Here is an 18,715-nt window from a genome sequence, read left to right on the forward strand (position 1 = left end):
AGGTTATGATGCTGAGTAGCCATGGCCATCCGCACCATCCTCCACTATCCCGATCCGCGCCTGCGCCAGAAGGCGCAGCCGGTCGGGGACATCACGCCCGAAATCACGAAGCTTATCGACGACATGGCCGAGACCATGTACGCGGCGCCCGGCGTCGGCCTCGCGGCCACGCAGATCGGGGAGCCACACCGCATCTTCCTCGTTGACATCGCCGCGGACAACGAGCCGAGCAACCTCCTCGTGTTCATCAACCCGGAGATCGTGCGCCAAGACGGGCAGCAGACCGGCCCCGAAGGGTGCCTCTCGTTTCCTGGCGTCAGCGAGGACATCAAGCGAGCCGAGCGCGTCACCGTCCGCGCCCGTGGGCGCGACGGCGCGACGTTCGAGATCGCGGCCGACGGCCTGCTCGCCGTGGCCATCCAGCACGAGCTCGATCACCTCGACGGCGTGCTGATGATCGACCGGATGGGCACGCTCAAGAAGCGCATCGTCCAGCGGAAGATGCAGAAGCGCGGCGCAGAAGCCGCGAGCTGACCGGCCTGGCCGCCCCGCTCAGCTGCGCGCCGGGAAGGCGAGAGGGCCGCTGACGTAGGCGTCGCGGCCGCAGAGCTCCCAGCGCGGATCGACGATCCGGGGCGCGTCGCCCGGCGTGTCCGGGCCCGCCCAGTCGACCGCGCCCGGCCGGCCGCGGGGGCCGAGCAGGATCGGCGCGACGAAGGCGTGCAGCTCGTCCGGCAGGCGCGACGCGAGCAGGCTGCCGGCGAGCTCGGCGCCGCCCTCGACCAGGATGGAGACGATCCCCTGCGAGGCGCAGAGGCGCATCGCGGCGGTCACGTCGACCCGGCCCTCCGCCGAGGTCGGCGCGCGCAGGACGACGCAGCCCGCGTCGACGAGGACCTGCTCCGCCGCCTCTGGCGCGTCGGCGCCCGTGAGCACCCACGTCGGCACTTCCCGCGCCGTCTGCGCCAGGCGCGTGTGGAGCGGCAGCCTGAGCCGCGTGTCGAAGACGAGCCGGACGGGGCTCCGCCCCCCAGGAGCGAGCCCAGGCTCGCGCAGGGTGAGCCGAGGGTCGTCGGCGAGCGCGGTGCCGATCCCGATCGCCACCGCGTCGTGGCGCGAGCGGAGCTCCTGCACCTTGGCGCGCGCCTCGGGGCCGGTGACCCACTTCGAGGCCCCCGTGCGGGTCGCGATGCGACCGTCCAGCGACAGGGCGAGCTTGAGCGCGATGTGGGGGATGCCCGTCGTGATGAACTTGGTCCAGGGCGCGATCAGCGCGCGAGCCTCGGCGCCGGCGACGCCGAGCTCGACGGCGAGCCCGGCATCGCTGAGCCGCTGCGCGCCGCCGCCGACCACCGCGGGGTTCGGATCGGGCGCACCGACGACGACGCGCTTGATGCCGGCGCTCAGCACCGCGTCCACGCAGGGCGGCGTGCGCCCCTCGTGATTGCACGGCTCCAGCGTCACGTAGAGCGTCCCCCCGCGCGCCGCGTCCCCGGCGGCCGCGAGCGCCAGCCCCTCCGCGTGCTCCTCGCCAGCGCGCGCGTGGTGCGCGACGGCGACCACCTCCCCCGCGGCGTTCACCACCACCGCGCCGACAGGGGGGTTCGGCGACGGCATCGCCTTGTGCGCCTCCTCGATGGCGAGGCGCATCATCGAGGCGTCGAGCTCGGGATCTGGGCTAGGGGGCTTCGCAGACATCGGAAGTGCCGGATCTACTAGGGCGCCTTGGCCTTCACAAGCTTGCCAAGCTCGACCATGAACTGGTCGATGTCCCGAAAGGAACGATAAACGCTTGCGAACCGGACATAGGCGACCTCATCGAGGGTGCGCAGGTGGTTCATTACCCGTTCGCCCAGCTCGGTCGACAAGATCTCACGCCGCTCGGACTCCTGCGCCTCGCGCTCGATGGCGTCGGCGATGGCCTCGATCTGGTCGGTGGACACGGGCCGCTTGTTGCAGGCGATCCGGAGCCCACGCACGAGCTTCTGTCGGTCGAACGTCTCGCGCCGACCGTCCTTCTTGACGACGGTCGGCAGAATGTCCTCGACGCGCTCGTAGGTCGTGAACCTGCGCTCGCACGAGGCGCACTCGCGCCGACGCCGGATCACCTCACCCGCGCCGCCCGCGCGGGAATCGATGACCCGGTCCTCGAGATGGCCGCAAAATGGGCACTTCATCGAGCCATCCAGCGCAGCGCGCGATCAGCCGTCGAACTGAGAGAGCACGAGCGAGACGTTCGTCCCGCCGAAGCCGAAGGAGTTCGACATCACGTGCTTCAGGCGGCGCTCACGGGAGGTGAACGGCACGTAATCCAGGGTGCACTCGGGGTCGGGATCGTCCAGGTTGAGCGTCGGCGGCACGGCGCCGTGGTGCAACGCGAGGGCGCAGAGCGCCGCCTCGACACCACCTGCGCCCCCGAGCAGGTGACCCATGGCGGACTTCGTCGAGCTCACCCAGAGGCGCTTCGACGCCGCGTGATCGCCGAAGGTCTTGAGGATCGCCCGGGTCTCCTCGACGTCTCCCTGCGGGGTCGAGGTGCCGTGAGCGTTGATGTAGTCGATCGCGTCCGGCGCGAGCTTGGCGTCCCCGAGCGCCATCTTCATCGCTCGCTGCGCCCCGGCGCCGTCGGGCGCCGGCTTCGTGATGTGGTACGCGTCGCACGAGGCGCCGTACCCGACGACCTCGGCGTAGATCTTCGCCCCGCGCTTCTTCGCGTGGGAGAGCGACTCGAGCAGCAGCGACCCGGCGCCCTCGGCGCAGACGAAGCCGTCGCGCCCCTTGTCCCAGGGGCGGCTCGCCCGCTGCGGCTCTTCGTTGCGCCGCGAGAGCGCGAACATCGCGCAGAAGCCGCCGATGCCGAGGCCGGTGATCGTCGCCTCCGCGCCGCCCGTGAGCATGATGTGCGAGCGACCTCGGCGGATCCACTCGAACGCCTCTCCGAGCGAGTGCGCGCTCGACGAGCACGCGCTCGTGTTGCAGTAGCTCGCGCCCCGGAGGTCGAGCGCCAGCGCCACCTGTCCTGCGGCGAGGTTGGCGATGACCGTCGGGATGAAGTAGGGGCTGACCTTGTGAGGGCCCTTCTCGTGCAGCGTGATCGAGTGCTGGAACAGGTACTCGAGGCCCCCGAGGCCGACACCGATGAACGTGCCGCACTGATCGCGGTCCTCGTCGGTGAGCTCGATCCCCGCGTCCCGCATGCACATCTGCGACGCAGCGACGGAGAGCTGGGCGAAGCGGCCCATCTCCTTCACCTTCTTCTTGGGGATGTACTCCTCGGGCACGAAGCCCTTCACCTCGCCGGCGAAGCGCGTCGGAAACGTGCTCGCGTCGAAGAGGGTGATAGGGGCAATACCAGACTGACCAGCCAGCAAAGATTGCCAGGTGGCCTGCGTCCCGAGGCCGTTGGGCGTGACGAGCCCGAGGCCGGTGATGACAACGCGTTCCATGGCTCTTCTTGCCCTAGCGCCACCACAGAGGTGAGAGCACGTGCATCGGCGAAGAACAGACCCTTCGCTGGCTCACGCGCCAACCCACCTCCATGGTGACGCCGCGTCCGGTAGGGCGGTGGGGACGCTACTTCTTGTCCTTGGCATTCCTTTCGATGTAGTCAATCGCGTCCTGGACAGTCCGGATCTTCTCCGTGTCCTCGTCCGGAATGTCGATCTCGAACGCCTCCTCAAACGCGAGGACAAGCTCCACCAGGCCCAGCGAATCGGCGCCCAGATCGTCGATGAAACTCGCCTCAGGCTTGATGTCCTTCTCGTCGACGTCGAGCTGTTCCTTGATGATCCGCTTTACTTCGGCCGTGATGTCGCGACCTTCAGCCATGGTATTCCTCCCGGGAAAACGGAATCCCTAGTAGCCCATCGCCATCAGCGTTGCACCATCGAATTACCTGCGACCGCTTTTTTCGTGTGCGCCTGGTTTGCCGCTGTGCGTGACGCCTGGCAGCCGGGGTCTTCAAACCAGCGCTCTCACACGTACATCCCACCGTTGACGCGCAGCGTCTCGCCCGTCACGTAGCTCGCCTCGTCGGAGCATAGGAATGCGATCGCCGCGGCGACCTCCTCCGCTCGGCCCGTGCGCCCGAGCGGGACCATCTTGGTCAGCCCCTCTTTCATCTCCGCGCTGATCGTCGTCGTCATGTCGGTGTCGATGTATCCGGGCGCCACTGCGTTTACCGTGATGCCGCGCCCCGCGTACTCGCGGGCGAGCGACTTCGTCACGCCGAGCAGGGCCGCCTTCGTCGCGGCATACGCCGTCTGGCCCACGTTGCCCATCTCCGCCACGACGCTGGAGAGGAAGACGATGCGGCCGGTGCGCGCGCGCATCATGACCTTGGTCGCGGCGCGCGCGCACGCGATCGAGCCCTTCACGTTGACGGCGAAGAGGCGGTCGAGGTCCTCCTCCTTGATCCGCAGGAGCAGGCCGTCGATCGCGATCCCGGCGTTCGCGACGAGGATGTCAAGCCGGCCGAGGCGCTTCGCCGCCTCGGCGATGGCGGCCTCGGTCGCCGGCAGATCCGCGACGTTGAAGCCGAGCGCCTCGGCCTTGCCGCCGCGCGCGGTGATCGCCTCGACGACCGCGCGCGCCTCGGCTTCTCCGCGCACGTAGTTGACGATCACGTGCGCCCCCTGCGCCGCGAGCGCCTCCGACGCGGCACGCCCGATTCCCCGCGATCCACCCGTGACGATCGCAACTTTGCCCGTAAGGTCGAACATCGATGCCTATGCCTCCGAAAGGAACGCGCTCACGCGCTCTATCCCCGCCATGTCGCTCACGCTGAGCACCTTGATCTGCTTCGTGATCCGCTTCACCAACCCGGCGAGCACCTTGCCAGGGCCGATCTCCAGGGCGTGCGTCACGCCATCCTCCGCCATGCGCTCGATCGTCCTCATCCACTGCACGGTGCCGTCGATCTGACGCAGGAGGAGCGATCGGACCCGCTCCGGATCGGCGTTCGGGGTGGCGTCGACGTTCGCGATCACCGGGAAAGCGAGCGGCATCAGCTGCGTGCGCTCGAGCTCGGGACGCAGCCGCTCCGCCGCGGGTCGCATCAGCGCGCAGTGGAACGGGGCGCTCACCTTGAGCGGGATGGCCTTGCCGCCGCGGGCGACGGCGAGCTCGCCCGCGCGCGCGACCGCGCCGGAGTGCCCGGCGATCACGATCTGCCCGGGCCCGTTGTAGTTCGCCGGCGCGACCACCTCGCCTTGCGCGGCCTCGGCGCAGATCGCGAGCACCACCTCCTGGTCGAGGGCGATGAGCGCCGCCATGGCCCCCTCGCCCGCCGGCACGGCCTCCTGCATGGCGCTGCCGCGGATCCGGCAGAGCCTCACCGCATCCTCGATCTCGAGCGCGCCGGCGGCGACCAGCGCGCTGTACTCGCCGAGCGAGTGGCCAGCCGCGTACAGCGGCGGATCGATGTTGGGCAGGTGCTCGATGAGCGCCGCGGCCACGGCACAGCTCGTCGCCACGATGGCGGGCTGGGTGTTGCTCGTCTGCGTCAGCTCCTCCATCGGCCCCTCGAAGCAAAGCCGCGAGATCGGCTCGCCGAGCGCCGCGTCCGCTCGCGCGAACGCGCCGCGCGCGGCCGCAGAGACCTCCGCGAGGGCCTTGCCCATCCCCACCTCTTGCGCCCCTTGCCCTGGAAACAGCCAAGCGATTTTCACGTTTGCCCTCAATTCCAAGCCAGGGAGGCGGACGTGGTCCGTCCCCCCGCACCACGTCACCGACCGGCGCGCGCGAGACTACCTCAGGCCGGATCGCGCGGCGAGCGCGACCGCCAGGACGCGCAGACCTCGACCCCGACGCGGGCACACGCGCATGGCCTGCTCACATCCGGATGACGGACGCGCCCCAGGAGATGCCGGCGCCGAGCGCGCAGAACAGCACGTTGTGCCCCGGTTTGATGCGCCCGTCTCGGACCGCCTCGTCGAGGGCGATGGGGATCGATGCGCTCGATGTGTTGCCGTACTCCTCGATGTTGAGCACGAACCTCTCCAACGGAAGGCTAAGCCGCGCGGCGACCTGGCTGATGATCCGCAGGTTCGCCTGATGGGCGACGACCCAGTCCAGATCGGTGGCCGCCACGCCCGCCGCGTCGAGCGCGATGAGCGAGGCGCTGGAGAGGTTCTTCACGGCGACCTTGAAGATGTCCTGCCCCACCATGTGGACCTTGTTGCGGTTCTGCTCGATGCCCTCGGTGGTCAGGGGCTCGGCCGTGCCGCCGCCCGGGATGACCAGCGAGTTCGCGAGCGCGCCGTCGCTGAAGATCCGCGTCGAGATGATGCCCCTGCCGTCGCCGGACGCAGGCCCGAGCACGACCGCGCCCGCGCCGTCGCCGAACAGGACGCACGTCGTGCGATCTTTCCAGTTCAGGATGCGCGAGAGCAGCTCGACGCCGATCACGAGGACGTGGCGGGCCACGCCGTTCGCGATGAACTGATCGGCGATGGTGAGGCCGTAGACGAAGCCGGCGCAGGCCGCCGAGATGTCGAACGCGGGGATCTCCTGAGCGCCGAGCTTCTGCTGCACGTACACGGCGCAGGAGGGCATCGGCATGTCGCCGCTGATCGTCCCGACGATGATCATGTCGAGGTCGGCCGCCGAGAGCCCAGCGGCGTCCAGGGCAGAGCGACCGGCCGCGGCGGCCATGTCGCTCGTGAGCTCTCCCTCGGAAGCGATGTGGCGTCGGCGGATCCCCGTTCGCTCGCTGATCCAGCTGTCGGAGGTGTCGACGATCTTCTCGAGATCGGTGTTGTGCAAAACCCGGGCGGGCGCGTAGCTGCCCGTCCCGAGGATGCGGCTCCTCGGTTGTGCGGAGCTCATGCGATGGCCTCTCGCGCGTCCGCGCGAGCGGGCGCCGCGCCCAGGTGCGCGGGCGCAGCGTTCGCGCGCGCCGGCGCACCTGCGCCCGTCATGTGGCCGCGGTCGCCTTGGTCGCCTTGGCCTTGCGCCCGTTGTAGTGCCCGCAGGCGCCACAGGCGCGGTGCGGGAGACGGGCTTCCCCGCAGTTCTCGCAAGAGACGAGCTGGACGGGGGTCACCTTGTCGTGGTTGGCGCGCCGCATGTCGCGCTTGCTGGGGGTGGTTTTCCTCTTGGGGACGGCCACGGAGCTACTCCTTCTTGGTCTTCTTCTTCGGTGTCCCGGCCTTGGCCGGGGAGGTCGAGGTAGGTTGGGCGCGCTTGTCAGAGCCGCTGGGCTTCTGTCCAAGCTTCTCTCGGAGCGCGCTGAGCGGCGCTAGCCGCGGGTCGAGGCCTGGAGCGACCTCATCCTCCTCCGCCGCCCCGTGGGCGAGGGTCGAGGAGCCGCCTTCGCGGTCCTCTCGGGACGCGGCAGGACCGATACCCGGGCAAGCTTCCGAGCACAAGGGGAAGTTCGGCATCTCGAGGAGAATGGCCTCGCGGATGAACGGATCGAGCTCCACCGTCTCGCCATCGTACGTGTCGACGTCGGCCTCTTCCGACGTGAACTCGTACTCGGGCTCCTTGACCTTGGCGGCCACGGACTTCGCCGCGCCGTTGCGGGCCGCGTCGTCCCGCCGGTGGCCGTGGCCGTGGCCGTCGGCCTTCGGGGCCGGACGCAAGAGGAGCGAGAGCTCGGCGTCGATGTCCAGCGCGGCGGGGGCGAGGCACCGCGCGCAGGGCGTGGCGACAGGCGCCTTGACGCGGCCGCGCACGACGATCTCGTTCCCCGTTCGGGAGAGTCGGGCCGAGAGGTGGCCTGGCGCGCGCCCGGTGACGTCGGCGTCAGCGAGCGCCGAGTTCATCCAGTCGATCGGCAGCGCTGTGTCCAGCGAAATGCCGGAGATGTCGATGTCGTTGGCGGAAACGGCAAACTGGGACATGGGTTCCGAGCCAGTGAAAGCGGAGCGTTTAGCGCGGGGTGCGTTGGCTCGCAAGACCGACTCACGGCCGCCGTCGCATCAGGCCGCATGGTAGCGTCGCCCGCGCATGGACCGTAGCGCCACGCCCGAGGCCCCGGCCGCGGGCGCCGCCGATCGGCGGCCGGAACCTTCAGGGGACGCGCGGCGAGCAGGCCGCCGAGCGGCGGTCGCAATCGCCCTCTACGCGCTCGTGACGCTCGCGTACGCCGCGAGCTCCTCCCGCGAGATCTTCGCCGCCCACACGCCCTACAACCACTACGCGTTGCTCGCGGAGGCGTGGCTCCACGGCCGCCTCGATCTCGGCGGACCGCCTCCGGCATACGCCGGCGGCAACGACTTCGCCGTGTTCGGCGACCGTTATTACGTCAGCTTCCCCCCCTTCCCCGCGGTCCTCATCGCGCCGCTCGTCCAGCTCGCCGGCAGCGCCGAGCGCGTGCGCGACGGGCAGTTCTTCCTGGCGTTCGCCGGCGTCGGACCGGCGGTCCTGTTCCTCGCGCTGGAGAAGCTCTCGGCCTCGCGGCGCAGCCGCCGCACGCAGGCCGAGAACGTCGCGCTCTCGCTGCTCTTCGCGCTCGGGAGCGTCTACTGGTTCAGCGCGGTGCAAGGGACGGTGTGGTTCGCGGCGCACGTCGTCGGCGTCGCGCTGGCGTGCGTCTATCTCTACTGCGCGCTCGACGCCGCCCACCCGCTCGCGGCGGGCCTCGCCTTGGGCCTCGGCTTCGCGACCCGCACGCCGCTCGGCTTCGCCCTGCCGCTCTTCATCTTGGAGGCGCTCCGCGTGGATCGCTCGGACCCGCGCGCCCTCTTGCGCCGGCTCGCCCTGTTCGCCGCGCCGGCGGCGCTCGTGCTCTCGGCGCTGCTCTGGCACAACCACGCGCGCTTCGGCGACGCGGCCGAGTTCGGTCATCGATACCTCAACATCGCCTGGCGCGCGCGGATCGAGAGGTGGGGGCTCTTCTCGTACCACTACCTGCCGCGCAACCTCGCGGTGGTGCTCACCGGCCTGCCGTACACCCACGTGCAGGGCGCGCCCTTCCAGATCAACGCCCACGGGCTCGCGCTCTGGGTGACCACGCCGATCTACGCGTGGGCGCTCTGGCCCCGACGCACGCTGCCCCCGTTCTGGGCGCTCGCCGTCACGGCGTCCGCGGTCGCGCTGCCGAGCCTCCTCTACCAGAACACCGGCTGGCTCCAGTTCGGCTACCGCTTCTCCAACGACTTCGCCCCGTTTCTCTTCGCCATGATCGCCGTCTCGGGCCGCCGCTTCGGCGTGCCGTTCTACGCCCTCGGCGCGGCCGCGATCGCCGTCAACGGGTTCGGCGCGCTCACGTTCCAGCGCGCGGGTTTCGAGCGGTTCTACTTCGTCGAGCGCACCCAGCGCGTCCTGCACCAGCCCGACTGAGGCCGACCGCGTCGCCGGTCGCCGCCGGGACGCCGCGCGCCCGGCGGAGCGCGCTCCTCCCCGGCAGCTCGACCGGAGAGGGGCGCGCTCCGCTCGATCGCCCGCGCGCGCGGGCGATCGAGCGGGCGACGCACGCGGGCCTTGGGTGCAGGGCGCTCGCCGTGCTAGCCCTCGCCGCGCCATGGAAGCTCTGCTCGACCCGGCCGCCATCGGGCGCGGCCTGCGGCGCATCGCGCTCCAGATCGCCGAGCGCGGCCGCGGCATCGACGATCTGGCGCTCATCGGAATCCGGCGCGGCGGCGAGCCGCTGGCCAAGCGGCTCGCCGCGCTGCTCCTCGAGATCGAGGGGCACGCGCCGCCCGTCGGCGCCGTCGACATCACGCTCTACCGCGATGACGCCGCGACCGCCCTGCCGAACCCGCGCATCGGCCCAAGCCACATCTCCTTCCCCGTCGACGGGCAGCGCATCGTGCTGATCGACGACGTGATCTACACCGGTCGCACCATCCGCGCGGCGCTCGACGCCGTGCTCGATTACGGGCGACCGCAGCGGATCGAGCTCGTCGCGCTCGTCGATCGCGGCGGCAGGGAATTGCCGATTCACCCCGACTACATCGTCCGCGCGGTCGATCTCGCCCCCGGGCAGCGCATCGACGTCGTGGAGCGCGCGGGCGAGCTCTGGGCTCTCGTCACCGCCGCCGGCACAAAGCTCTCGGAGCCCCCCTCGCCACCGGAAGGAATGTAAGCCAGCGCATGAGGAGGATCTACCCGCACCGACACCTGCTCGGCATCGAGGGGCTCTCGCGCACCGAGATCGTGGCCCTCTTGGACGCCGCCGAGTCGCTCTTCGACGTCTCCCGGCGCAGCGTCCGCAAGGTGCCCACGCTCCGCGGCAAGACGGTCGTGAACCTGTTCTACGAGCCTTCGACGCGCACGCGGACGTCGTTCGAGCTCGCGGGCAAGCGGCTCAGCGCCGACGTGATCAACATCAGCGTCTCCACCTCGAGCGCCGTCAAGGGGGAGTCGCTGCTCGACACGGTGCAGAACCTCCAGGCGATGCAGCCGGACTTGCTGGTCATCCGGCACGCCGCGTCGGGCGCGCCGCACCACGTCGCCGCGCACACCCGGGCCGCGGTCGTCAACGCGGGGGACGGCACGCACGAGCACCCGACGCAAGCGCTGCTCGACGCGTTCACGATCCGGCGCGCAAAGGGCCGCCTGGAGGGGCTGGAGGTCGCCATCTGCGGCGACATCGTCCACAGCCGCGTGGCCCGCTCGAACGCGCACCTGCTCACGACGATGGGCGCGCGGGTCCGCTTCGCCGGCCCGCGCACGCTGCTGCCGATCGCGGGCGAGTCGCTCGGCGCGACCCTCTATGATCGGATCGAGCCCGCCCTCGAGGGGGCCGACGTCGTGATGATGTTGCGCGTGCAGCGCGAGCGGCTGAGCGGCAGCTTCCTGCCCAGCACGCGCGAGTACAGCCGCACGTTCGGGCTGAACCCGGCCCGGCTCGCGCTCGCCAAGCCGGATGCCATCGTGATGCACCCGGGCCCCATGAACCGCGGCGTGGAGATCGATCCGCGGGTCGCAGACGGCGCGCAGAGCGTGATCCTCGACCAGGTCGAGGCCGGCGTCGCGGTCAGGATGGCCGTGCTCTGGATCCTGGCCGCGGAGGCCAACGAGTTCTCCGCGACCGGCGAGCCGCGGCCAGCGCCCTGACGACCGCCCGACCGCCCGAGCGCGCCGCGGCGGTTCGTAGACAGACGGCGCGAACGGGCGCTTTGGCCCGTGTGTGCCGAGGCGCCCGGTCACGGCTCCCACCCACCCAGCTATCCGCGCGCGCGGCCGCCCACAGCGAACGGGGTTCCCTGTCGGGCCCCGTTTTAATAGGCTGGTCCATCTTTCTGAAAGGGTGGAGCAACCATGTTTTCGCGAGACGTCCTCAGGATCGATGCCCCGGCGATAGCGCAAGAGATCGAGAAGGCCATCCGGGATCAGGTGTTCGGTACGCTTCGGCGGCGCGGTGCCGTGGTCGGGATCTCGGGCGGGATCGACAGCTCCGTCGTCTCGACGCTGTGCGTCCGCGCGCTCGGCAAGGACAAGGTGCTGGGCATCTTCATGCCCGAGCGCGACACCTCCGATGACGCGCTCCGCCTCGGCAAGATGCTCGCCGAGCAGCTCGGCATCGAGGCGGTCATCGAGAACATCAAGCCCGCGCTGACCGGCCTCCGCTGCTACGAGCGGCAGGACGAGGCGATCCGGATGGTCTACCCGGACTACGACGAGAGCTGGAAGTTCAAGATCACGCTCCCCTCGATCCTCGAGAGCGACAGGCTGAACGTCTCGCAGCTGACGGCGCAGCCGCCCGGCGAGGAGCCGCGCGTGAAGCGGATGCCCCTGAACGCCTACCTGCAGCTCGTCGCGGCGACGAACTTCAAGCAGCGCATCCGCAAGATGATGGAGTACTACCACGCGGACAGGCTCAATTACGCCGTCGCCGGCACGCCGAACCTGCTCGAGTACGATCAGGGCTTCTTCGTCAAGCAGGGCGACGGCGCCGCGGATTTCAAGCCGATCGCGCACCTGTACAAGAGCCAGGTCTACGCGCTCGCCGAGTACATCGGCGTCCCCGCCGATATCCGCAGGCGCGCGCCGACGACGGACACGTTCTCGATGCCGCAGGGGCAGGACGAGTTCTACTTCGCGCTCCCGTACGACAAGATGGACCTCTGCCTGTACGCCTACAACAACAACGTCTCGGCGGCGGAGGCGGCGCCCGCCGTCGGCATCACGCCGCAGCAGGTCGAGCGCGTATTCAAGGACATCGAAGCGAAGCGCCGGGTGGCGCAGTACCTCCACGCGCAGCCGCAGCTCGTCCGCGAGCAGGGTCACGCCTGACGATCCGCGCAGTCGCACCACGCGCGCCGATGTCAACAGCATCGGCCGCGTGCGACGCCGTCCCCCGGGCGTGAAACCCACCGGAAACAGCGTGGACCCGCGCTGACCTTCGCTCACATCGACGACGATGCGACGATGCGACGATGCGACGATGACCGACGGGCTCGCGGCGAGATCGCGAGTCGCCAATCTCACCTCAGCGACGCGCCCTGACGGCGCCTTCGGACGCGGGACGCGGGACGCAAACACCAACGCGGACGGCGCGGACGGCGCGGACGGCGCGGACGACAAACAGCGCGTCCTGCCGCGATCCGCGCGTTGACCATCGCTCCGCGGAGTGTCCTCGACAGGAAAGCCGGGGGGGTGATAGACGTGGAGACTACCTCCATGAGCACTTCCAACATCGAATCGACGATTCGCAATTTCCTGGTCACCTCGTTCGGATACCGGGGCGCTACCGCCGATCTCGGGTCCGAGGTCGCTTTGCTCGATCAAGGGATCCTGGACTCGACGGCCGTCCTCGAGATCGTTCAGTTCCTCGAGCAGGACCTCGGCATCCAGGTCGCCGATGAGGAGATGGTGCCGGAGAATTTCGGCTCGATCGCCCGGCTCGTGACCTACGTGAGCGGGAAGAAGAGCAGCAACTAGCCCGAACCCCTGGGGGGCGCATGAGCACGCAGCACACCGCTCGTCGCGATCCGCGCTCGGATCGCTTCCTTATCGACTCCGGGCTGCGATCGTTCGCCGCTTCGCGCCCCGACCACATCGCGCTGGTCTCCGAGGGGCGGCGGCTCACGTACCGGGAGCTCGACGCGCTGGCCGATCGCTGCGCCGCCCTGTTCCGCGAGGCGGGCGTGCAGCGCGGCGATCGCGTCATGGTCGCGCTCGACAACGGCGTGGACGCGGTCGTCGCGTACTACGGCGCGCTCCGGGCCGATGGGGTGCCGTCGCTGCTCGGCACCGCGATGCGACCGCGGCGCCTCGGCCAGGTGATGGAGCTCGCCGGCCCCCGCGTGCTCGTGGCGGCGCGCGGCATGCGCGAAGCCCTCGCCGCCGTGGCCGAGCTCCCGCCCGGCGCGAGGCCGGCCGCGACGTTCCTGAGCGGCGCGGCTCCCCCGGCGGCGGCCGGCCCTGCGCCGGACGGGCGCGATTTCCAGGAGGCCCTGGCGGGCGCGCCCGGCGAGCCCCCCGCCCGCCGCGCGATCGAGCTCGATCTGGCGACGCTCTGCTGGACGAGCGGCAGCACGGGCGAGTCGAAGGGCGTCATGCTGACGCACCAGAACCTCCGCAACAGCACCGCGGCCATCGGCGCGTACCTCGAGCACACGGCCGACGACGTGATCCTCTGCGTGCTGCCGCTGTCGCACACCTACGGGCTCTTCCAGCTGCTCGTGACCCACGCGTTCGGCGGGACGGTCGTGCTCGAGAAGGGCTTCTCCATGCCCTGGCCCATCGTCCAGCGGATGGCCGAGGAGCGCGCGACCGGCTTCGCGGGCGTGCCGACGATCTTCGCGTCGATGCTCTCGCTCAAGAACTTCGCGAAGGCCGATCTCTCGGCGCTCCGGTACATGACGAACGCCGCGTACGGGCTCCCGGCGCCGCAGCTCCTGCGCCTCCGCGAGCTCCTGCCCAACGTCTCCTTCTTCGCGATGTACGGGCAGACCGAGTGCACGCGCGTCTGCTACCTGCCGCCCTCCCTGGCGCTCGAGCGGCCGTCCTCCGTGGGCATCGCGATGCCGAACGAGGAGCTCTGGATCGAGCGGGAAGACGGCACGCAGGCGGAGCCGGGCGAGGTGGGCGAGCTCGTCGTGCGCGGGCCGAACGTGATGCGCGGCTACTGGAGGAACCCCGACGCGACCGCGCGCGCGCTCCGGCCTGGGCCCCTCCCGGGCGAGGTCGTGCTCCACACCGGCGACCTCTTCAAGATGGACGAGGACCGGTACCTCTACTTCGTCGCGCGCAAGGACGACATCATCAAGACCCGCGGCGAGAAGGTCAGCCCTCTCGAGGTCGAGTCCGTGATCTGCAAGGTCCCGGGCGTCGTCGAGGCGGCGGTCGTCGGCGTGCCGGATCAGGTGCTCGGCGTCGCGGTGAAGGCCGCCGTGGTGAAGGCCGAAGGCGCCGCGGTGACGGCCGACGACGTCCGCAAGAAGGTGCGGTCCGAGCTCGACGAGGTCGCCGTCCCCAAGTTCGTCGAGTTCATGGATTCGCTCCCGAAGACGGCGAGCGGCAAAGTCAAGAAGAGCGAGCTCATCTGATATGTGCGGTATCGCCGGCCTCATCAACCTACTCACCGACGCGCCGAACCCCGACCGCGAGCTGGCCCTCAGGATGGCGCGGGCGCTCCGCCACCGCGGCCCCGACGGCTTCGGCATCTACCGCGATCGCCACGTCGCGCTGGCCCACTCGCGCCTGTCGATCATCGACCTCGACGGCGGCTGGCAGCCGATGGCCAACGCCGAGGAGACGCTCTGGGTCTGCTTCAACGGCGAGATCTTCAACTACATCGAGCTCCGCGAGGAGCTCACGGCGAAGGGCCACCACTTCCGGACAAAGAGCGACACCGAGGCGCTGATCCACGCCTACGCCGAGTACGGCGAGGCCATGGTGGATCGGCTGAACGGCCAGTGGGCGTTCGTCATCTGGGACGTCCAGCGGAGGCGCGCGTTCTTCTCGCGCGACCGCGTCGGCATCAACCCGCTCTTCTGGACGGTCCACCGCGGCGTCCTCCGGTTCGCCAGCGAGGTGAAGTCGCTCTTCCAGGACCCGAGCATCCCCCGCGCGATCTCCCGCGAGGGGCTCGACGAGGCCCTGACGTTCTGGGCGCCGGTCGCCCCGCTCACGCCGTACGAGGGCATCCAGCAGATCCCGCCGGGCGCGGTGGCGACGCTCGACCTCGATCGCGACGTGGCGCCGCGCGTCTCGGTCCGCTTCCGCCCCGAGTTCCCCGTCGGACGCGCGCCCGGCGGCGACGAGGCGGCCCTCGTGTCGAGCGTGCGCGAGGCGGTCCGCGGCGGCTCGACGATCCGCCTGCGCGCCGATGTCCCCGTCGGCAGCTACCTGAGCGGCGGCCTCGACTCGACGATCGTCGCGGCGCTCATCGCCTCGAACCGCGAGGTGCCGCTGCGCACGTTCTCGGTCGAGTTCTCCGAGCGCGAGTTCGACGAGGCCGAGTACCAGCGCGCCGCCGTCGCGCACCTCGGCACGTCCCACGCGTCGATCCAGTGCGGGGACGCCGACATCGCCGGCGTCTTCCCGGACGTCGTCTACCATGCCGAGTCCCCGCTCCTGCGCACCGCCCCGGCGCCGCTGTTCATCCTGGCGCGCCTCGTCCGGCAGAGCGGCTACCGCGTGGTGCTGACGGGCGAGGGCGCCGACGAGTTCTTCGCCGGCTACGACATCTTCCGCGAGGACCGGGTGCGCCGCTTCTGGGCGCGCCACCCGGGCAGCAAGCTCCGGCCGCAGCTCCTCCTCCGGCTCTACCCCTACCTGCAGCGGTCGCCCGTCGCGCAGGTCGAGATGGCCAAGGCCTTCTTCGGGCGGAACCTCGCCCAGACGGACGATCCGTTCTACTCCCACCGCCCGCGGTGGGATGCCACGGCGCGCATCAAGCTGATGCTCGATCCCGCGATGCGCGAGGGCATCGGCGACACCGCCGCGGCCGATCGCCTGAGGGAGCAGCTGCCGCGCGATTTCATGCGCTGGACGCCGCTCGCGCGCGCGCAGTACCTGGAGATCACGACGCTGCTCTCCGGCTACCTGCTCTCCTCCCAGGGCGAGCGCATGATGATGGCGAACTCGGTCGAGGGGCGCTTTCCGTTCCTCGATCCCAACGTGATGGACGTGGCGGACGCGCTGCCGGACGCGCTCAAGCTCCGCACCCTCGACGAGAAGCACGTGCTGAAGCGCGCGATGGGCGATCTCCTGCCGCCCGGCGTCCTCGAGCGGAAGAAGCAGCCGTACCGCGCGCCCGTGGTGCAGCCGTTCTTCGGGGGCGGGTCGCCGGACTACGTCGAGACGTGCCTGTCGCCGGACGCCATCAAGGACGCCGGCATCTGGCAGGCGCAGCCCGTCGCGTCGCTCGTCGCGAAGTGCCGCAAGACAGGCGGCAAGTCGATGAGCAACACCGACGACATGGCGTTCTGCGCGATCCTCTCCACGCAGCTCATGGCGCGCGACATCATCCAGGGTGCGCGCGTCGTCTCGGCCGCCGACGACACCTCAGGCCGGCTGGGCGTCGACGTCGACCGGGTGCGCGACGCCGCAGGCTGAGCAGCTGCGCGACGCCACAGGCTGAGCGGCGGGGCGACGCCGCGCGGCGCACGCGCGCCGCCCCTCAGCGGGGGAGCTTGCGTATCGTGCCGCTGCCCTCATCCGTCCAGAACACGAACCCGCCGGCGAGCGCGATCCCGCGTGGGGTGCCGCCTTTGTACAGCGTCTGCGGCCTCCCGGTGCCGTCCTTGCGCTTCCGCATCACGCGGGGCGACCCCTGATCGGTCCAGTAGACAAAATCATCGAGCGCATCCACGGCGATGCAGTCGGGAGACGCATGCGCCACGTCGTCGTCCTCGGCGGACGTCCAGACGACCGCCGCCTCCGCCGAGCCGTCCTTCGGCGCCCTCATCACGGCGGAGGACACGCTGCCGAGATCGCTGCGCGGGCTGTTGGTCCAGTAGACGTGGTCGGCGTCCACGGCGATGGCGTACGGAAACGGCTGCTCACGTGCCAGTCGCCGCGTGTCCCGGTTCTGCCGCCGCGTCCGGTTCACCGAGCCGCGCAGGCTCCGATCGACCCAGTACACGTTCTCTTGGTCGATCGCGATGAGGTGCGGCGACGCATTGTTGTCCTCGTGGAACCTGTCGTCCGCCACCCCGTCGGGCATCGTGATCTGGCCGATGAGGCTCCCCTCGCCCGGCGTGCCGACGTCGGCCGCGCGCTGCGCCCAGAACACCGCGTTATCGTCCGCAGCCACGCCGAGGGTCGCGAAGTCCGAGTCGAAGAGCACCTCTGGCGTGCGTTCTCCGTCGCGATCCACCATCAAGACGTCCTTGTCGTTGAGGTTGGCCCAGAAGACGCCGTGCTTGTTGACGGCGATCCCGTACGGATGGTTCTGTTCGACGGCGAGCGTCGTGACCGCTCCGCCAAGGACCGACACTTTCTGCACGCTGCCAGCCGTGCCTTCGCCCGCCGTCCAGTAGACCTCGGCCTGGTAGACGGTGAGGAGGTTCGCGTTCGGAGCCTCGGTGGTCGGGTACCCGCGCGCGATCTCCGTGGCCTTGCTGCAGCCGGTCGCGCCGCACGTCCCGCCGTCCAGGCACACCGCGCCGCAGGCGCCGCAGTTCTGGGGGTCGTCGCGCAGGTTCACCTCGCAGTCGCCGGGGTTGTCGTCGCAGTCCGCCCAGCCGGGCGAGCATGCGTCGGGTCCACCGGTCGAGCTCGCGCCGGCTTCGCTCACCGTGAAATCGCCGAGCACGCTGGTGCACGCCGCGGTGGTCATGATGGCAACGCTGAGCATCGAGCCGACTCCGAACGCCTGGCGCATCAGAAACTCCCCTTCGCTCCCGCGGAGCCGATCCCGATCACGGGCGTGATCGATATCCCGGCGCGCTGCGGCGACCTCGGCGCTGTGAGGAGCAGGAGCGTCCCCGCGCCGACGCCCACCGCGCCGATCGCGAACCCGATCGTCGAGAGGGTGCCCATCGCGTGGTAGCTGTCGACATCGCCCTTGAGCGACGGGTCGCACCGGCCGCCAGGGCAGCGCTCCGAGAGGTGGCTGTGCTTGCCGAGCGCGAGCACGCCGCCCACGGCGCCTGCCGCGAGCCCGGCGCCGCCGAGCCCGAGCGCGACGATCCCCAGCACGGTGCGGCTGCTGCCGCCCGAACCGGAGGTGGAAGGGCCCTGATCGGGCGGCGCGATCGGCGCGCGCGGCTTGACCGGAGGCGGCGGCGCGACCGGCTTGAGCTCGAGCGCGACGGTCTCGCTGGCGCCCTCGGCGAGGGTCACCTTCACCTCGACCGGAGCGAACCCCGCGGCCGCCGCCCGGACGACGTGGTCGCCTGGGTCGACCGGCCGCCGGACCCCGAGCGCTGCGCGCGGCACCGCCTCATTGTCGATCGTGACGGTCGCGGTGTCCGGCCCGCGCACCGAGATCAGCACCTGCGGGATCCGGGGAGCGAGCGCGTCGAGCTCCCGCTGCGCGGCCGCGATCGCCTCGAAGAACTGCTCGGGCGACTTCTCCGGCGCGCCCTCGCGGAGGATGCGGCTGTACGACTCCTGGGCGGCGATCCACTTGCCCACGCCCACCTGGGCGCGGGCGACGCCGAGCAGCAGCGTCGGCGCGTGGATGATGGCGTCAGCGCGGCTGAACCGATCGAGCGCGGCCGCGAAGTCCTTTTGTTCAAGCGCCTCCTGCCCCTCCACGGCGAGCGAGCGCGCGGTCGCGCGATCGGCGTCCGAGACCTGCGCCAGCGCGGCGGGCGCGCAGGTCAGGGCGAGCAGCAAGGAAGCGATCCCTAGTCGACGAGCCATA

At 70.5% G+C, this 18,715-nt stretch carries 19 protein-coding genes; 8 read left to right on the plus strand and 11 right to left on the minus strand.

Translation table 11 applies throughout. The features are described 5' to 3' along the window. Positions 1-21: 21 nt before the first annotated feature. A complete protein-coding gene (gene def, locus WME90_RS19790; protein ID WP_437282719.1) occupies positions 22-534 on the plus strand; it encodes a peptide deformylase in 513 nt (170 codons plus the stop codon). 18 nt (positions 535-552) lie between these two features. On the opposite strand, the gene ribD is transcribed toward def, so the two are convergent. The 9 genes from ribD to WME90_RS19835 all read right to left on the minus strand — a co-directional run bounded on the left by ribD (position 553) and on the right by WME90_RS19835 (position 7,847). Continuing rightward, a complete protein-coding gene (gene ribD, locus WME90_RS19795) occupies positions 553-1,698 on the minus strand; it encodes a bifunctional diaminohydroxyphosphoribosylaminopyrimidine deaminase/5-amino-6-(5-phosphoribosylamino)uracil reductase RibD (RefSeq protein ID WP_437282720.1) in 1,146 nt (381 codons plus the stop codon). Between the two features lie 17 nt (positions 1,699-1,715). After that, positions 1,716-2,177: a transcriptional regulator NrdR gene (nrdR, locus tag WME90_RS19800; RefSeq protein WP_437282721.1), complete on the minus strand. Its 462-nt coding sequence runs from the start codon at positions 2,175-2,177 to the stop codon at positions 1,716-1,718. 24 nt (positions 2,178-2,201) lie between these two features. Beyond that, entirely contained in the window at positions 2,202-3,446 is a 1,245-nt protein-coding gene (fabF, locus tag WME90_RS19805; RefSeq protein WP_437282722.1) for a beta-ketoacyl-ACP synthase II, read from the minus strand. Positions 3,447-3,573: 127 nt separating this feature from the next. Beyond that, a complete protein-coding gene (gene acpP, locus WME90_RS19810) occupies positions 3,574-3,828 on the minus strand; it encodes an acyl carrier protein (protein ID WP_012236444.1) in 255 nt (84 codons plus the stop codon). Positions 3,829-3,974: 146 nt separating this feature from the next. Further along, a complete protein-coding gene (locus WME90_RS19815) occupies positions 3,975-4,721 on the minus strand; it encodes a 3-oxoacyl-ACP reductase family protein (RefSeq protein WP_437282723.1) in 747 nt (248 codons plus the stop codon). 6 nt (positions 4,722-4,727) lie between these two features. Then, positions 4,728-5,669: an ACP S-malonyltransferase gene (gene fabD / locus WME90_RS19820; RefSeq protein WP_437282724.1), complete on the minus strand. Its 942-nt coding sequence runs from the start codon at positions 5,667-5,669 to the stop codon at positions 4,728-4,730. Between the two features lie 163 nt (positions 5,670-5,832). Further along, complete coding sequence (locus WME90_RS19825) at positions 5,833-6,828, minus strand: beta-ketoacyl-ACP synthase III (protein WP_437282725.1); 996 nt, start codon at positions 6,826-6,828, stop codon at positions 5,833-5,835. Between the two features lie 88 nt (positions 6,829-6,916). Next, positions 6,917-7,111, minus strand: coding sequence for a 50S ribosomal protein L32 (rpmF, locus tag WME90_RS19830; protein WP_020736516.1), 195 nt, complete (start codon positions 7,109-7,111; stop codon positions 6,917-6,919). 4 nt (positions 7,112-7,115) lie between these two features. Beyond that, positions 7,116-7,847, minus strand: coding sequence for a YceD family protein (locus WME90_RS19835; RefSeq protein WP_437282726.1), 732 nt, complete (start codon positions 7,845-7,847; stop codon positions 7,116-7,118). Positions 7,848-7,953: 106 nt separating this feature from the next. On the opposite strand from WME90_RS19835, the gene WME90_RS19840 reads away from it, so the two are divergent. The 7 genes from WME90_RS19840 (at position 7,954) to asnB (ending at position 16,458) form a co-directional block, all read left to right on the plus strand. Continuing rightward, entirely contained in the window at positions 7,954-9,288 is a 1,335-nt protein-coding gene (locus WME90_RS19840) for a hypothetical protein (RefSeq protein ID WP_437282727.1), read from the plus strand. Between the two features lie 181 nt (positions 9,289-9,469). Continuing rightward, positions 9,470-10,033 carry a bifunctional pyr operon transcriptional regulator/uracil phosphoribosyltransferase PyrR gene (gene pyrR / locus WME90_RS19845; RefSeq protein ID WP_437282728.1) on the plus strand — a complete coding sequence of 188 codons (564 nt, stop codon included), beginning with the start codon at positions 9,470-9,472 and terminating at the stop codon, positions 10,031-10,033. Positions 10,034-10,041: 8 nt separating this feature from the next. After that, positions 10,042-11,007 (plus strand): aspartate carbamoyltransferase catalytic subunit, encoded by a 966-nt coding sequence (locus WME90_RS19850; RefSeq protein ID WP_437282729.1) that lies wholly within the window; start codon positions 10,042-10,044, stop codon positions 11,005-11,007. A gap of 204 nt (positions 11,008-11,211) precedes the next feature. Then, entirely contained in the window at positions 11,212-12,186 is a 975-nt protein-coding gene (nadE, locus tag WME90_RS19855) for an NAD(+) synthase (RefSeq protein ID WP_437282730.1), read from the plus strand. Positions 12,187-12,573: 387 nt separating this feature from the next. Further along, a complete protein-coding gene (locus WME90_RS19860; protein ID WP_437282731.1) occupies positions 12,574-12,834 on the plus strand; it encodes an acyl carrier protein in 261 nt (86 codons plus the stop codon). 20 nt (positions 12,835-12,854) lie between these two features. Further along, complete coding sequence (locus WME90_RS19865) at positions 12,855-14,444, plus strand: class I adenylate-forming enzyme family protein (protein WP_437282732.1); 1,590 nt, start codon at positions 12,855-12,857, stop codon at positions 14,442-14,444. A 1-nt stretch (position 14,445) separates the two neighbouring features. Beyond that, positions 14,446-16,458: an asparagine synthase (glutamine-hydrolyzing) gene (asnB, locus tag WME90_RS19870; protein ID WP_437282733.1), complete on the plus strand. Its 2,013-nt coding sequence runs from the start codon at positions 14,446-14,448 to the stop codon at positions 16,456-16,458. Between the two features lie 64 nt (positions 16,459-16,522). On the opposite strand, the gene WME90_RS19875 is transcribed toward asnB, so the two are convergent. Both WME90_RS19875 and WME90_RS19880 read right to left on the minus strand, forming a co-directional pair. After that, positions 16,523-17,701 carry a lipoprotein receptor gene (locus WME90_RS19875; RefSeq protein WP_437282734.1) on the minus strand — a complete coding sequence of 393 codons (1,179 nt, stop codon included), beginning with the start codon at positions 17,699-17,701 and terminating at the stop codon, positions 16,523-16,525. Between the two features lie 26 nt (positions 17,702-17,727). Then, a complete protein-coding gene (locus tag WME90_RS19880; protein WP_437282735.1) occupies positions 17,728-18,687 on the minus strand; it encodes a hypothetical protein in 960 nt (319 codons plus the stop codon). Positions 18,688-18,715 lie beyond the last annotated feature (28 nt).

This window comes from Sorangium sp. So ce375, assembly GCF_051473855.1.
Classification (GTDB): domain Bacteria; phylum Myxococcota_A; class Polyangia; order Polyangiales; family Polyangiaceae; genus Sorangium.

What these genes read in the sequence shown, in the direction of transcription:
- WME90_RS19815 (WP_437282723.1), bottom strand. Translation starts at nt 4,721, where the DNA reads ATGTTCGACCTTACGGGCAAAGTTGCGATCGTCACGGGTGGATCGCGG.
- WME90_RS19825 (WP_437282725.1), bottom strand. Translation starts at nt 6,828, where the DNA reads ATGAGCTCCGCACAACCGAGGAGCCGCATCCTCGGGACGGGCAGCTAC.
- WME90_RS19875 (WP_437282734.1), bottom strand. Translation starts at nt 17,701, where the DNA reads ATGCTCAGCGTTGCCATCATGACCACCGCGGCGTGCACCAGCGTGCTC.
- WME90_RS19865 (WP_437282732.1), top strand. Translation starts at nt 12,855, where the DNA reads ATGAGCACGCAGCACACCGCTCGTCGCGATCCGCGCTCGGATCGCTTC.
- WME90_RS19835 (WP_437282726.1), bottom strand. Translation starts at nt 7,847, where the DNA reads ATGTCCCAGTTTGCCGTTTCCGCCAACGACATCGACATCTCCGGCATT.
- WME90_RS19850 (WP_437282729.1), top strand. Translation starts at nt 10,042, where the DNA reads ATGAGGAGGATCTACCCGCACCGACACCTGCTCGGCATCGAGGGGCTC.
- fabF (WP_437282722.1), bottom strand. Translation starts at nt 3,446, where the DNA reads ATGGAACGCGTTGTCATCACCGGCCTCGGGCTCGTCACGCCCAACGGC.
- pyrR (WP_437282728.1), top strand. Translation starts at nt 9,470, where the DNA reads ATGGAAGCTCTGCTCGACCCGGCCGCCATCGGGCGCGGCCTGCGGCGC.
- nrdR (WP_437282721.1), bottom strand. Translation starts at nt 2,177, where the DNA reads ATGAAGTGCCCATTTTGCGGCCATCTCGAGGACCGGGTCATCGATTCC.
- ribD (WP_437282720.1), bottom strand. Translation starts at nt 1,698, where the DNA reads ATGTCTGCGAAGCCCCCTAGCCCAGATCCCGAGCTCGACGCCTCGATG.
- asnB (WP_437282733.1), top strand. Translation starts at nt 14,446, where the DNA reads ATGTGCGGTATCGCCGGCCTCATCAACCTACTCACCGACGCGCCGAAC.
- WME90_RS19840 (WP_437282727.1), top strand. Translation starts at nt 7,954, where the DNA reads ATGGACCGTAGCGCCACGCCCGAGGCCCCGGCCGCGGGCGCCGCCGAT.
- nadE (WP_437282730.1), top strand. Translation starts at nt 11,212, where the DNA reads ATGTTTTCGCGAGACGTCCTCAGGATCGATGCCCCGGCGATAGCGCAA.
- def (WP_437282719.1), top strand. Translation starts at nt 22, where the DNA reads ATGGCCATCCGCACCATCCTCCACTATCCCGATCCGCGCCTGCGCCAG.
- acpP (WP_012236444.1), bottom strand. Translation starts at nt 3,828, where the DNA reads ATGGCTGAAGGTCGCGACATCACGGCCGAAGTAAAGCGGATCATCAAG.
- WME90_RS19860 (WP_437282731.1), top strand. Translation starts at nt 12,574, where the DNA reads ATGAGCACTTCCAACATCGAATCGACGATTCGCAATTTCCTGGTCACC.